This is a genomic window from Serratia myotis (assembly GCF_027474885.1).
Lineage (GTDB): Bacteria > Pseudomonadota > Gammaproteobacteria > Enterobacterales > Enterobacteriaceae > Serratia > Serratia proteamaculans.
In genome coordinates this window covers 4,401,706-4,414,551 of record NZ_CP099707.1, presented here as the reverse complement: position 1 = coordinate 4,414,551, position 12,846 = coordinate 4,401,706, and the positions used below count along the sequence as shown (strand labels likewise).

12 protein-coding genes and 3 tRNA genes are annotated in these 12,846 nt (G+C 55.4%); 7 read left to right on the top strand and 8 right to left on the bottom strand.

Annotated elements, in window-relative coordinates:
- Window positions 1-12: 12 nt before the first annotated feature.
- Window positions 13-1,338 (bottom strand): amino-acid N-acetyltransferase, encoded by a 1,326-nt coding sequence (gene argA, locus NHG65_RS20835; protein WP_499182614.1) that lies wholly within the window; start codon window positions 1,336-1,338, stop codon window positions 13-15.
- A 240-nt stretch (window positions 1,339-1,578) separates the two neighbouring features.
- Between argA and amiC the strand changes: the two genes are divergently transcribed.
- Window positions 1,579-2,832, top strand: a complete 1,254-nt coding sequence (gene amiC / locus NHG65_RS20830) for an N-acetylmuramoyl-L-alanine amidase AmiC (protein ID WP_099064992.1) — start codon at window positions 1,579-1,581, stop codon at window positions 2,830-2,832.
- Between the two features lie 100 nt (window positions 2,833-2,932).
- Here amiC and NHG65_RS20825 read toward each other — a convergent pair.
- From NHG65_RS20825 to NHG65_RS20815, 3 genes are all read right to left on the bottom strand, one after another.
- Window positions 2,933-3,009 (bottom strand) — tRNA-Met (locus tag NHG65_RS20825).
- Window positions 3,010-3,073: 64 nt separating this feature from the next.
- Window positions 3,074-3,150 (bottom strand) — tRNA-Met (locus tag NHG65_RS20820).
- A gap of 63 nt (window positions 3,151-3,213) precedes the next feature.
- Window positions 3,214-3,290: transfer RNA gene (locus tag NHG65_RS20815), tRNA-Met, on the bottom strand.
- Window positions 3,291-3,503: 213 nt separating this feature from the next.
- Here NHG65_RS20815 and mltA point away from each other — a divergent pair.
- Window positions 3,504-4,646 (top strand): murein transglycosylase A, encoded by a 1,143-nt coding sequence (mltA, locus tag NHG65_RS20810; protein WP_099064993.1) that lies wholly within the window; start codon window positions 3,504-3,506, stop codon window positions 4,644-4,646.
- A gap of 87 nt (window positions 4,647-4,733) precedes the next feature.
- Window positions 4,734-5,540: a tRNA cyclic N6-threonylcarbamoyladenosine(37) synthase TcdA gene (gene tcdA / locus NHG65_RS20805; protein ID WP_012146512.1), complete on the top strand. Its 807-nt coding sequence runs from the start codon at window positions 4,734-4,736 to the stop codon at window positions 5,538-5,540.
- On the opposite strand, the gene csdE is transcribed toward tcdA, so the two are convergent.
- Both csdE and csdA read right to left on the bottom strand, forming a co-directional pair.
- A complete protein-coding gene (gene csdE / locus NHG65_RS20800; protein ID WP_099064995.1) occupies window positions 5,531-5,965 on the bottom strand; it encodes a cysteine desulfurase sulfur acceptor subunit CsdE in 435 nt (144 codons plus the stop codon). The two genes, tcdA and csdE, sit on opposite strands and share 10 nt — an antisense overlap.
- Before the next feature lie 18 nt (window positions 5,966-5,983).
- The gene (csdA, locus tag NHG65_RS20795) at window positions 5,984-7,189 is read right to left on the bottom strand and encodes a cysteine desulfurase CsdA (RefSeq protein WP_499183501.1); all 1,206 of its coding nucleotides are present in this window, start codon (window positions 7,187-7,189) and stop codon (window positions 5,984-5,986) included.
- Window positions 7,190-7,383: 194 nt separating this feature from the next.
- On the opposite strand from csdA, the gene NHG65_RS20790 reads away from it, so the two are divergent.
- The 4 genes from NHG65_RS20790 to rlmM all read left to right on the top strand — a co-directional run bounded on the left by NHG65_RS20790 (window position 7,384) and on the right by rlmM (window position 10,460).
- Entirely contained in the window at window positions 7,384-7,608 is a 225-nt protein-coding gene (locus NHG65_RS20790; RefSeq protein WP_085118562.1) for a YgdI/YgdR family lipoprotein, read from the top strand.
- A 391-nt stretch (window positions 7,609-7,999) separates the two neighbouring features.
- A complete protein-coding gene (locus tag NHG65_RS20785) occupies window positions 8,000-8,917 on the top strand; it encodes a transcriptional regulator GcvA (RefSeq protein ID WP_085118561.1) in 918 nt (305 codons plus the stop codon).
- Between the two features lie 51 nt (window positions 8,918-8,968).
- Entirely contained in the window at window positions 8,969-9,364 is a 396-nt protein-coding gene (locus NHG65_RS20780) for a DUF423 domain-containing protein (RefSeq protein WP_099064996.1), read from the top strand.
- Window positions 9,357-10,460: a 23S rRNA (cytidine(2498)-2'-O)-methyltransferase RlmM gene (gene rlmM / locus NHG65_RS20775; protein ID WP_099064997.1), complete on the top strand. Its 1,104-nt coding sequence runs from the start codon at window positions 9,357-9,359 to the stop codon at window positions 10,458-10,460. The genes NHG65_RS20780 and rlmM overlap by 8 nt, the downstream gene beginning before the upstream one ends.
- Window positions 10,461-10,492: 32 nt before the next feature.
- Here rlmM and xni read toward each other — a convergent pair whose 3' ends face one another.
- Entirely contained in the window at window positions 10,493-11,248 is a 756-nt protein-coding gene (xni, locus tag NHG65_RS20770) for a flap endonuclease Xni (protein ID WP_099064998.1), read from the bottom strand.
- A 63-nt stretch (window positions 11,249-11,311) separates the two neighbouring features.
- The gene (ppnN, locus tag NHG65_RS20765) at window positions 11,312-12,676 is read right to left on the bottom strand and encodes a nucleotide 5'-monophosphate nucleosidase PpnN (protein ID WP_099064999.1); all 1,365 of its coding nucleotides are present in this window, start codon (window positions 12,674-12,676) and stop codon (window positions 11,312-11,314) included.
- Window positions 12,677-12,846 lie beyond the last annotated feature (170 nt).

The window sequence follows — 12,846 nt, the reverse complement described above, 5'->3', positions numbered from 1 at the left end:
GCCCGTAAAGGATTACAGATCTGCCAGCAGAATTTTGGAACGGCGTTGATAGTTGTACAGCGCCTGTTTCTCAACCGGCAGCACGTCGACTTCCGCCGGTGTGAAACCACGCTCCTGGAACCAGTGGATGCTGCGTGTGGTCAGGACGAACAGTTTACGCAGGCCCATCTGGCGCGCCTGGCTCTCCACCCGCTGTAACAGCATTTCCCCCCGTGACGAACTGCGGTAGTCGGGATGAACCGCGACGCAGGCCATCTCGCCGATTTTCTCTTCCGGGAACGGATACAATGCCGCACAGGCGATGGTCAGGTTATCGCGTTCAATAATGGTGAACTTGTCGATCTCCATCTCCAGTTGTTCACGTGAGCGACGTACCAAAATACCCTGCTGCTCAAGCGGGCGGATCAGCTCGAGGATGCCGCCGATGTCGTTAATCGTCGCCCGGCGCACCTGCTCAGCGCTCTCCATAACGATCTGGGTGCCGATACCATCGCGTGAGAACAGTTCCTGTACCAGCGCACCGTCTTCCTGATAGCTGATCAGGTGGCTGCGGCGCACACCGCTGCGGCAGGCCTTCACGGCGCCACGCAGGAAGCGCACGGTGCCAGAGTGGTAGTCGCCGTTCTCTTCCAGTTCTTCAATGCGTTTTTGCGCGTCGTTGGGGAACAGTTCGGAAATGATGGTGCCTTCCTGATTGGTCACCCCCTGGGATGAACAGAAGCCGATCATTTTTTCGGCCTTCAGCTTGACTGCCAACTGAGTCGCCACTTCTTCAGAGGTCAGGTTGAAGCTTTCGCCGGTGACGGAAACGGCAACCGGGCCAATCAGCACGATAGCGTTACTGTCGAGCTGACGGTGGATGGCTTCTTCATCAATACGGCGAATGCGGCCGCTGTGGCAGTAGTCCACACCGTCATCAATACCCAGCGGCTGAGCGATGATAAAGTTACCGCTGACCACGTTGATATGTGCGCCCTGCAGTGGCGTGTTGTTGAGGCTCATTGACAGCCGGGCGGTGATATCCAGTTGCAGCAGACCTGCCGCCTGTTTAACCAATTCCAGCGTTTGGGCGTCGGTGACGCGGGTATGCTTGTGATAAATCGGTTCGAGATTATGCTGCGCCAGATTGACGTCGATCTGTGGCCGCGCGCCATAAACCACCACCAAACGGATCCCCAGGCTATGCAGTAGCCCAACATCGTTAACGATGTTGGCAAAGTTCTCATGTTCTATTGCTTCCCCACCCAGCATAACGACAAACGTCTTGCCACGGTGGGCATTGATATAGGGAACTGAGTGACGGAATCCTTGGACCAGCTCTGTACTACGTTCCTTCACGGCCAAACCTCATTTGCATATTTATACGATATTTTTGTATTTTTATTCTTTTATGGCCCTGATGGCAAGTGAGAAATTGTCTCTATTTCTTTACCAGGGGCGTTGAGTCGTTAATAAATTGAAAAACCATAAAAAGATTTTCTGATGACAGCGCCGGAATGATTGGTTAAAGTTTTCGGCATTCCTATTTGACCGGTGTTTTTTTCATCTGTTTTAATCTGTTACCACTGCCGGAGTCGCATGCCAAACTCAAATCACAATCTGGGCCGCCGTCGTTTATTGCAGGGGGTTGCCGCAAGCTGGTTGCTGAGTGTGAGTCGCGTAGGTGTCGCCGCCTCATCGCATGTCATCGCCGTACGCGTCTGGCCTTCCTCCACCTATACCCGGGTGACGCTCGAATCTAACGTTGAACTGAAATATAAGCAGTTTGCGCTGACCAATCCCGACCGTGTGGTGGTGGATATCGAGGGCGTGCAGCTTAATAGCGTGCTGAAGGGCATTGTGGGTCAGGTACGTGCCGACGATCCCTACCTGAAACAGGCGCGTGTCGGTCAGTTTGATCAAAACACCGTCCGGCTGGTGCTGGAGCTTAAACGCAGCGTCAGCCCACACATGTTTACCCTGGCGCCGGTGCCGGAATACCGCAATCGTCTGGTGATGGACTTGTATCCTAGCAAGGGCGGCAGTGGCGAAGATTATGATCCGCTGTTGGCGTTACTGGAAGATTACAACAAGGGCGATCTTGAGCGTACCTTGCCGGCGGAAGCACCACAGGCCGGTAAGGCAGGGCGCGATCGACCTATTGTCATCATGCTGGATCCCGGCCACGGCGGCGAAGATCCAGGCGCGATTGGTAAATTCAAAACGCGTGAAAAAGACATCGTATTGCAGATTGCCCGCCGGCTAAGCACGCTAATCAAGCGTGAGCCGAACATGAAAGTGTTTATGACGCGCAATGAAGACGTGTTCATTCCACTGAAGGTGAGGGTGGCGAAGGCGCGTAAGCAACGTGCTGACCTGTTTGTGTCGATCCACGCCGATGCCTTTACCAGCCGGGCCGCGCGTGGATCATCGGTCTTTGCGTTGTCGACCAAAGGCGCCACCAGTTCGGCGGCGAAGTTCCTGGCGCAGACCCAGAACGAATCGGATCAAATTGGCGGCGTCAGCAAAAGTGGTGACCGCTATCTGGATCACACCATGTTTGATCTGATACAAACCGCGACCATCAATGACAGCCTGAAATTCGGTAAGGAAGTGCTGAACCGGATGAGCAAAATTAACCGTTTGCATAAGAATCGGGTCGATCAGGCCGGTTTTGCGGTATTAAAAGCGCCGGACATCCCTTCGATTCTGGTTGAGACGGCGTTTATCAGCAACATAGAAGAAGAGCGCAAGCTGCGCACTACGCATTTCCAGCAGCAGGTGGCGGAATCTATTCTGGCGGGTATCAAAGCGTACTTTGCCAACGGTGGCGCGGCCGCGCGCAGAGGTTAAAGCTAAAGTGGGAACGGCTGGGCGGGTGCCCGGTCGGCTTTTGGCGGATTTCAGATACAAAAAAACACCCGTTAAGGTGCTTATCTGTAGTCATTAAGATTGGTTGCGGGGGCCGGATTTGAACCGACGACCTTCGGGTTATGAGCCCGACGAGCTACCGGGCTGCTCCACCCCGCGTCCGTCTTAATGCTTGTATTATCGAAACCAACATTTCATATGATACCGCTGGTACAGTATCGGTTGGTTGCGGGGGCCGGATTTGAACCGACGACCTTCGGGTTATGAGCCCGACGAGCTACCAGGCTGCTCCACCCCGCGTCCGTATAATACTTTTTCATCGAATCCAACACTTTACTTGATACTGCCTCTGGCAATATCGGTTGGTTGCGGAGGCCGGATTTGAACCGACGACCTTCGGGTTATGAGCCCGACGAGCTACCAGGCTGCTCCACCCCGCGTCCGATGGAAGCGCACTATACTCTCCGTGCATTTTGTTGCAACCCTTTTTGCATTTAATTGAACTAAAACAGTCTTTCTGCTGGATTAGTCCGCAATGTGCGTTCTTTTTCATCGTTATTGGCCGTATGGCTTTTTTTATTGGCGGCGATTCCTTTATCTATGGGCGTTTGTTATCGTTCGCCGGTAGATCATATATGTAGAGAGTGTGCGCGATGAAAGGACGTTGGGGCAAATACCTGCTGGGCGGGTTAATGGTAGCGGTACTGGCAGGCTGTTCTTCCAAGCCGACCGACCGGGGACAACAATATAAGGACGGTCACCTGGATCAGTCGCTGGAGTTGGTGAATCAACCCAATGCCAAGGGCGTGCCGGTGAATGCCAAGGATTACTCGGATCAACTGATGGAGATTAAATACGCCTCTCCTTCACTCTTTAATCGCAACAACACCACCTTTCAGGCAGTACAAAGCTGGATGGCGTCCGGTGCCGACACTCGTACTCTGAACCAATACGGCCTCAGCGCTTATCAAATGGAAGGCGTGGACAGCTACGGCAACGTACAATTTACCGGTTACTACACGCCGGTGCTGCAGGCGCGCTACACCCAACAGGGTGAGTTCCGTTATCCGCTGTACCGCATGCCGCCAAAAGGTAAAGGCCGCCTGCCCGATCGCGCGGGTATTTACTCGGGCGCATTGGATGACCGCTATATTGTGGCGTACACCAACTCGCTGATGGACAACTTTATGATGGAAGTCCAGGGCAGCGGTTATGTGGATTACGGCAACGGTCAGCCGCTGGTGTTCTTCGGCTACGGCGGCAAGAACGGCCACGCCTATCGCAGTATCGGTAAAGTGCTGATCGATCGTGGCGAAGTGGCTAAAGCAGATATGTCGATGCAGGCGATTCGTCAATGGGCGGATACTCACAGCGCCGCCGAAGTGCGTGAACTGCTGGAGCAAAACCCTTCCTTTGTCTTCTTCCGTCCTGAGTCCTTTGCGCCGGTACGGGGAGCCAGTGCCGTTCCGCTGGTCGCCAAGGCTTCGGTGGCTTCCGACCGTTCACTGATCCCGGCGGGCACCACGCTGCTGGCAGAAGTGCCGTTGCTGGACAACAAGGGTAAATTCACGGGAAAATATGAGATGCGCCTGATGGTGGCTCTGGACGTGGGTGGGGCGATCAAAGGCCAGCACTTCGATATGTACCAGGGCATCGGGCCGGATGCCGGTCATTCGGCAGGTTTCTACAACCACTACGGCCGCGTTTGGGTGCTGAAAGGCGCTAACGTTAACGCACCGTTGTTCACCGGCCAGAACAATACCGCTTCCGGCGGCTCGCTGTTAGTCACCCGCTAACGGCCAAAGTAATACAGCGATAGATTGACCCGCAAGGGCCGGACACTCCGGCCCTTATCATTTGCAATGTTAAGGTACTAAAGCGTTATGAGCACAGCCTATTCTGAAGCCTATCTGCAGCGTTTTGGCGGCACGGCACGTTTGTACGGTCAGCAGGCCCTGGCGCTGTTTGCCCAGGCGCACATTTGCGTGATTGGCATCGGCGGCGTGGGCTCCTGGGCGGCCGAGGCGCTGGCGCGCACCGGCATCGGTGCCATTACGCTGATTGATATGGATGATGTCTGTGTCACCAACACCAACCGCCAGATCCATGCGCTACGTCAGCACGTGGGCCAGTCAAAGACTGAAGTGATGGCGGAACGCATTCTGGCCATCAACCCTGAGTGCCGGGTGACCTGCATTGATGATTTTATTACTGCGGATAACGTCGCCGAGCTGCTGAATAACAATTTCAGTTATGTCATCGATGCGATCGATAGCGTACGGCCCAAGGCCGCGCTGTTGGCCTATTGCCGTCGTTACAAGATCCCGGTGGTCACTACCGGCGGTGCCGGTGGTCAGATAGATCCGACCCAGATAGCGGTGGTAGATCTGGCGAAAACCATTCAGGATCCGCTGGCGGCCAAGCTGCGTGAGCGGTTGAAAAATGATTTTAACGTGGTGAAGAACAGCAAGGGCAAGCTGGGCATTGACTGCGTATTTTCCAGCGAGCCGTTGGTTTACCCGCAGCCGGATGGCAGCGTTTGCGCGTCACGCAGTACCGCGGAAGGGCCAAAACGCATGGATTGCAGTGCGGGATTTGGTGCGGCAACCATGGTGACCGCGACCTTTGGTTTTGTCGCGGTTTCCCATGCGCTGAAGAAGATGGTGGCGAAAGCCGCGCGTCAGGCGTAGCGAGCCGCCATTTCCTTCACGGCAGCGGCCAGCGCTGCCAGTCCGCTGGCACGGGTGGCACTGAGCTGAGCACGTAATGCCAGTTGCTCGAACAGTGCCAGGGGATCTATCGTCGCGATCTGCTGTGGCGTTTTTCCTTCTACCGCCGTTAGCAGTACCGCCAACAGGCCGCGTACGATACGACCTTCGCTGTCACCGTAAAAGTGCAACGTGCCGTCCGCCAGTAACTGATGCCCCAGCCAGACCCGATTTTCACAGCCACTCAATTCCATTTCCGCTGCGCGTAATGCCTCTGGCAGCGGCGGCAATTGTTTCGCCAGCATGATCAGTTGGCGATAACGATCTTCCCACTGCTTCAGCGCGGTAAATTTATCTATCAACGCTTCGCCGGTTATTTCGCGGCCAAAGGGGTGGGGGGCAAGCATAGCTTCTCCAGGATTCATTTAGTCAGCCAGCAGGTCGATGGCGTTGTGCAGTGCGGCCACCAGGGCATCGACATCTTCCATGGTGTTGTAGGGGGCAAAGGAGGCGCGCAGCGTCCCACTGACGCCGAGCGCTGCCATCAGCGGCTGGGCGCAGTGCTGACCGGCACGCAGCGCGATACCTTGTTCTGCCAGCAGGGTGACGATATCGCTGTGATGGATCCCGGCAATATCAAACGCCAGCAAGCTGGAGCCAGAACAACGGAAGCTGCGGAACCCCGGCAGTTGCGTCAATCGTTGCTCGGCAAGGTTGGCCAGTTCGCGGCTGTATTGCTCGGCTGCCGCCAGATCTTGCTCACCAAGCCACTCCAATGCGGCGGCCAGCCCCAGCACACCGGCGATATTTGGCGTGCCGGCTTCAAAACAGTGCGGCGGTTTTTGCGGCGTGAAGCCGTCAAAGGACGCCTGAGTCAACATCTTGCCGCCGCCTTGCCAGGGGGCCATCTGCGTCAGCAATTCGCTTTTACCGTATAGCGCACCGATGCCGGTCGGGCCATACAGCTTGTGGCCGGAGAAGGCATAGAAATCAATGTTCAGTCGCTTAACGTCAGCCGGGCAGTGAACTATGCCTTGCGCGCCGTCGATCATCACCCGGGCACCGGCACTGTGGGCTAGCCGAATGGCCAACGCCAGATCCGGACAACCGCCGGTGACGTTGGACATTTGCCCCAGCGCCAGCAGGCGGGTTTTATCGCTCAGCAGGCTTGGCAACTGCGCCAGGTCTGGCAGGCGGTCAGCGCCGAGCGGCAATTTCACCACCCGTGCACCGGTTTGTTCCGCCACCATCAACCAGGGGATCAAATTGGCGTGGTGTTCGGCTTCGCTCACCAGAATTTCGTCACCCGGTTGCAGGCGGGGGCGGGCATAGCTTTGAGCCACCAAATTGATCGCTTCGGTGGTACCACGGGTCCAGATAATGTCATCGGCCGAAGGGGCATTGATCAGCGTCGCGACCTGTTGGCGCGCCTGCTCGAAACGCGCGGTCAGATCCTGCGCGGCCCGGTGCTGGCTGCGGTGTACGGTGGCGGCGTCGTCACGGTAAAACTGCTGCGTAGCGGCGATCACCGCCAGCGGTTTCAACGCGGTGGCGGCGCTGTCGAGATAAATGCCCGCTTGTTGCAAGGCAGGAAACTGATTAAGAAAGGCGATGGGATTAAAAGGTGTCATACCCTGATTGTCACTGGCTTGAGTCAATGGCTGATCCTGTCCTATTTTATCGTCAGAGACAAGCTATCCCGCATATTAGGATTCATCGTCTGGAAATTATAGGCAAGTTTGTTATGCTGTTAGGTGCGCACTAAGTCATGGCGTTAAATAACATAAAAGGTTTTTACAGCATTTAAAACTACAAGGAGTCCACAATGAAGAAAACAGCCGCAGTTATCTCTGCCCTGATGCTAACGTTTACCCTGGCCGCCTGTTCCAGCAACTACGTGATGCAGACCAATGATGGACGCACCATTGTCGCTAAAGGAAAGCCCGCGTTGGATAACGACACCGGCATGATCAGCTATAAAGATGCCAACGGCGTTGAGCAGCAGATCAACCGCTCGGACGTGAAGGAAATGGTTGAAAGCGACCAGTAATTCCGGCCAGAAATGGGCAAAAAAAAGCACCGCAAAGCTTGCGGTGCTGCATAAAATCACTATGGACAGACAGGGTAAATGTACAGGAAGTGAAAAACAGTAGCTTAGCTACCACGTCTGGATTGCCAGACAATTTGCAAACACAACATCACAACCACAAGCCAAAAGTTCATCGGCGTCCTCGACACCCACTCCCTTTTCGTTCCGGCCCGGGAAGTGCCGCCACTATAGGTATTTACTGGCGCATGCTCAACGGACAATTTATAATGGCTCGGATTAAAAAAACTAATGGTAGCGCTTGGCTGTCTGGTGCCTATCGCACGGCAGATAACGCCGCCTGATTTTTTATGCCGAATCACTCGGATTATTGTTACACAAAAGTAGCTAATAAATGTCTAAACGCTTACCACCTCTTAATGCACTGCGGGTCTTTGACGCGGCTGCCCGTCACCTGAGTTTTACCAAAGCGGCAGAAGAACTGTTTGTCACCCAGGCCGCGGTGAGTCACCAGATCAAGTCGCTGGAGGACTTCCTCGGCCTGAAGCTGTTTCGACGCCGTAACCGCTCGCTGTTGCTGACGGAAGAAGGGCAAAGTTATTACCTGGATATCAAGGAAATCTTCACCTCTATCAATGAGGCGACACGCAAGCTGCAGGCACGCAGCGCCAAGGGGGCATTAACCGTCAGTTTGCCCCCGAGTTTTGCTATTCAGTGGCTGGTGCCACGACTGTCCGGCTTTAACTCAGCTTATCCGGGAATCGACGTGCGTATCCAGGCGGTAGACCGCGAAGAAGACAAGCTGGCGGATGATGTCGACGTGGCGATTTTCTACGGTCGCGGCAACTGGACCGGGTTACGAGCTGAACGTTTATATGCGGAATATCTGTTGCCGGTGTGCTCGCCCAGCCTGCTGACCGGAGAACATGCGTTAAAAGTGACGAGCGATCTGGCTTATCACACGCTACTGCATGATACTTCACGCCGCGACTGGCTGGCCTACACTCGTCAACTGGGGTTACAGCACATCAACGTGCAGCAGGGGCCGATTTTCAGCCACAGCGCCATGGTGGTTCAGGCGGCGGTGCATGGTCAGGGGATCGCGCTGGTCAATAATGTGATGGCGCAGACCGAGATTGAAGCCGGGCGGCTGGTCTGTCCCTTTAACGAAGTATTGGTCAGTAAAAATGCTTTTTATCTGGTATGTCATGACAGTCAGGCAGAACTGGGTAAAATAGCCGCCTTTCGTCAATGGATCCTTGCACGGGCAGCCAGCGAACAAGAAAAGTTTCGCTTTCGCTACGAACAATAAGGCCGGTCGCCGTGTTGTCGCAGCCGGCTTTTTCAATAAAGGTAAATAACGATGAGCAGTCGTTCAATGCTGATTTTTGCCGCTATCAGCGGCTTTGTATTTGTTGCTCTGGGCGCGTTTGGCGCACATGTATTAAGTGGCACCTTGGGTGCCAACGAGATGGTCTGGATCCGTACCGGGTTGGACTATCAGGGGTTCCATACTTTGGCGATCCTGGCACTGGCGGTGGCAATGCAACGCCGCGTCAGCCTGTGGTTTTATTGGAGCGGGGCGCTGTTGGCGCTCGGCACCGTACTGTTCAGCGGCAGTCTGTACTGTCTGGCGCTGTCACACCTGAAGTTCTGGGTTTACATCACGCCGATTGGCGGCGTGTGTTTCCTGATCGGTTGGGCATTGATGTTGATTGGCGCTTTGCGTCTGAGGAAAAAGGCCGAGCGCCATGAATAGACTTGCGTTGTATTGCCGTCAAGGCTTTGAAAAAGAGTGCGCGGCAGAAATTACCGCCAAGGCAGCCGAGCTGGAAATATTCGGTTTTGCCAGAGTGAAAGATAACAGCGGCTACGTGCTGTTCGAGTGTTATCAGCCGGATGATGCCGATCGCCTGGCGCGGGAAATCCCGTTCCGTGAACTGATTTTTGCCCGTCAGATGCTGGTGGTTGGCGAGTTGCTGCGTGATTTGCCGCCGGAAGACCGCGTGTCACCGATTGTCGGCATGTTGATGGGCGTGGTCGATCGTGGCGGTGAGCTGCGAGTGGAAGTGCCGGACACCAACGAAAGCAAAGAGCTGCTGAAGTTCTGCCGCAAGCTGACGGTTCCATTGCGCGCGGCGATGCGTGAGCAGAAGGTGTTGATGGCGCGTGAGAACAAGACCCGTCCAGTGGTTCACGTATTCTTTATCGCGCCGGGTTGCTGCTATGTGGGTTACTCCTTCAGCAACAACAACTCCCCGTTCTATATGGGCATTCCGCGCCTGAAGTTCCCGTCCGATGCGCCGAGCCGTTCTACTCTGAAGCTGGAAGAAGCGTTTCACGTGTTCATTCCTGCCGATGAGTGGGAAGAACGTTTGGGCAGCGGCATGCATGCGGTCGATCTGGGCGCCTGCCCGGGTGGCTGGACCTATCAACTGGTGCAACGCAGCATGATGGTGCACGCGGTGGATAATGGCACCATGGCGCAGAGCCTGATGGATACCGGCCAGGTGACGCATCACCGCGCCGACGGTTTCAAATATGAACCCTCCAGCAGCAAGATTTACTGGCTGGTGTGTGACATGGTGGAGAAACCGGCGAAGGTGACCAGCTTGATGATCCAGTGGCTGGTGAAAGGCTGGTGCCGTGAGGCGATCTTTAACCTGAAACTGCCGATGAAAAAACGTTACGAAGAGGTTTCGCAGAACCTGCTGTCGATCAAGGAAGCGTTGGATGCGGCGGGGATCAGCTCAGAAATTCATGCCAAACAGTTGTATCACGATCGTGAAGAAGTCACCATCCACGTCCGCCGTATGTGGTCGGCCGTGGCGGGGCGTCGCGACGAACGTGAATAATCGATAGGGCGTTGCTTGTGCAGCGCCCGGATTTAAACCGGTAACCGCAGTTGCTGCAGGTTGCCGGTTAACGTCAGATCGGTTCGCAAGGTCGCGACCCTTTTACTGACATAGGCTATCTCGCGGTGCTGTTGCAGTTTACCGCGCCATTTCTCCGGCACCTGTTCCAAATCCTGATACACCCCATCCAGCGAACCTGCCTGCTGTAACAGCAATACCGCCGTCTTCGGTCCAATACCGGCCACGCCAGGGATTTTGCTGCTGCTTATTCCCGCCAGCCCCCAGTAATCCGTCAATTGTTGTGGCGATACGCCAAACTCTTGCTGCACAAAGGGCATGTCCAGCCAGCGTTTTTGAAAGTAATCGCGGATCTGCACGCTGGGCGCCAGCAGTTGGCAATAGCCTTTGTCGGTGGACACAATGGTCACCTGATGGCCACCGCCTGCTATCTTGGCGGTCAGCGTTGCCGCCAGGTCGTCCGCTTCATTGCCCGGAGAATGCCAACAGGCAACGCCGAGCGCTTCAAACGCCTGCCGCAGCTGCGGCATTTCCTGCTGCAAATTGTCCGGCATCGGCGAACGCCCCGCCTTGTAGTCGGGCAGAATTTGGTGACGCCAGCTTTCACTGCGGTCATCTTCGTCAAACACCGCCACGGCGTGCGTTGGTCGACTGTGCTGGATCAACTGCTGCAGTGCGTGCTGGCAAGCATTCACACAGGGGGAACCCTGCACGGCGTGTATGCGGCGGATAAGGTTGAGGGCGTCGACAATCAGTAGGTGTATAGGCATGGGCAACAACGTCAGGCATCAGAAAAAAAGAAGGGCGGTTATTAGGCCGCCCGGGATGGCTTATTAAGCGACGATTTCGTAGCAGGGCACATAAGCGGTGCCTGGTAGTTTCATCCGGTGCTGGGCGACAAAGCCCTGTAACAGACTGTCCATTTGCTTCATCATCTGCGGTTCGCCGTGCAGCTTGTACGGACCAAACTGTTCGATGGCCTGAATGCCATTTTCTTTCACGTTACCGGCGACGATGCCGGAGAACGCACGGCGCAGCGCGGCAGCCAGCTGTTCGGCAGGCTGGTCCGGATACAGGTTGAGATTCGCCATATTTTCATGGCTTGGCTCAAACGGCAGCTGCAAGTCTGGCGCGATACGGATAGACCAGTTAAAGCTGTAGGCATCACCGGTATTACGGCGGTTTTCTTTCACCAGCGGCATGGCTTTTTTCATCTGACGCGCCACTTCGGCAGGATCGTCGATGATAATGCGGTAGTGACGGCGCGCTTCGTCTCCCAGCGTGTTCATGATGAACTCATCCAGCACCTGGAAGTAGTTGGCGCTCTCTTTCGGCCCGGTGAGGATCAGCGGCAATACCTGCTCGCTGTTCTCCGGGTTCATCAGGATCCCCAGCAGATACAGCAGTTCTTCCGCCGTGCCGACACCGCCCGGGAAGATAATGATGCCGTGGGCGATACGGACGAAGGCCTCCAGGCGTTTTTCAATGTCCGGCATGATCACCAGCTCATTGACCAACGGATTTGGCGGCTCGGCGGCGATGATCGACGGCTCGGTCATGCCGATAAAGCGGCTGTTGTGGTAGCGCTGTTGCGCATGGCCTACGGCAGCACCTTTCATCGGCGCTTCCATGGCACCTGGCCCACAGCCGGTGCAGATATTCAGTTCGCGCAGGCCCAGTTGGCTACCGACCTTGCGTGCGTACAGATATTCGTTTTCGTTGATCGAGTGCCCCCCCCAGCAGACCACCAGGTTAGGATCTTCATCGAGGTGCAGTGCACGGGCGTTACGCAGGATAGAGAACACCAGATTGGTAATGTGGGCCGAGTTTTCCAGATTCAGATGCTGGAAACGACCGGCGCTGTCGATCTGTCCGTGGACGAACAGGATATCGCGCAGCACGGCAAACAGGTTGGCCTGTAGCGAACGGATGATTCGACCATCGACAAAGGCGTCTTCCGGTGGATTTACCAGTTCAAGTTTGACCCCGCGCTCACGGCGCAGGACGTTAATATCAAAGGTTTCATAGCGCGACAGCAGCTGTTTGCTGTTGTCGGTCTGGCTGCCGGAGTTCAGGACGGCCAGCGAACAGTTGCGGAACAAACGGTATAGATCGCTGCTGGCGGTACGCTTCAGCATGTCTACTTCCAGCTGCGACAGCAAATCCATAGAGCCAAGCGGGCTGATGTGTGTAATCAAGGTAACTCCTTTGCACCCGGAATGGGGCAGTAGTAATCCATACGCAGCAGAACAGCATCTCGTTATAGTGAGCGCACGGCGGCAACATCATTATGGGATTGGCCTGCCGGAATGCCCGGCATAGCGCCGAGCGCTGTTGATTTAACCTTACCGCCGTCCCCTGGTTTTTA

Coding starts and splice junctions, on each gene's coding strand:
- NHG65_RS20790 (WP_085118562.1), top strand. CDS start 7,384: ATGAAGAAAACAGCCGCAGTTATCTCTGCCCTGATGCTAACGTTTACC.
- xni (WP_099064998.1), bottom strand. CDS start 11,248: ATGCCTATACACCTACTGATTGTCGACGCCCTCAACCTTATCCGCCGC.
- mltA (WP_099064993.1), top strand. CDS start 3,504: ATGAAAGGACGTTGGGGCAAATACCTGCTGGGCGGGTTAATGGTAGCG.
- csdA (WP_499183501.1), bottom strand. CDS start 7,189: ATGACACCTTTTAATCCCATCGCCTTTCTTAATCAGTTTCCTGCCTTG.
- csdE (WP_099064995.1), bottom strand. CDS start 5,965: ATGCTTGCCCCCCACCCCTTTGGCCGCGAAATAACCGGCGAAGCGTTG.
- NHG65_RS20780 (WP_099064996.1), top strand. CDS start 8,969: ATGAGCAGTCGTTCAATGCTGATTTTTGCCGCTATCAGCGGCTTTGTA.
- amiC (WP_099064992.1), top strand. CDS start 1,579: ATGCCAAACTCAAATCACAATCTGGGCCGCCGTCGTTTATTGCAGGGG.
- tcdA (WP_012146512.1), top strand. CDS start 4,734: ATGAGCACAGCCTATTCTGAAGCCTATCTGCAGCGTTTTGGCGGCACG.
- NHG65_RS20785 (WP_085118561.1), top strand. CDS start 8,000: ATGTCTAAACGCTTACCACCTCTTAATGCACTGCGGGTCTTTGACGCG.
- rlmM (WP_099064997.1), top strand. CDS start 9,357: ATGAATAGACTTGCGTTGTATTGCCGTCAAGGCTTTGAAAAAGAGTGC.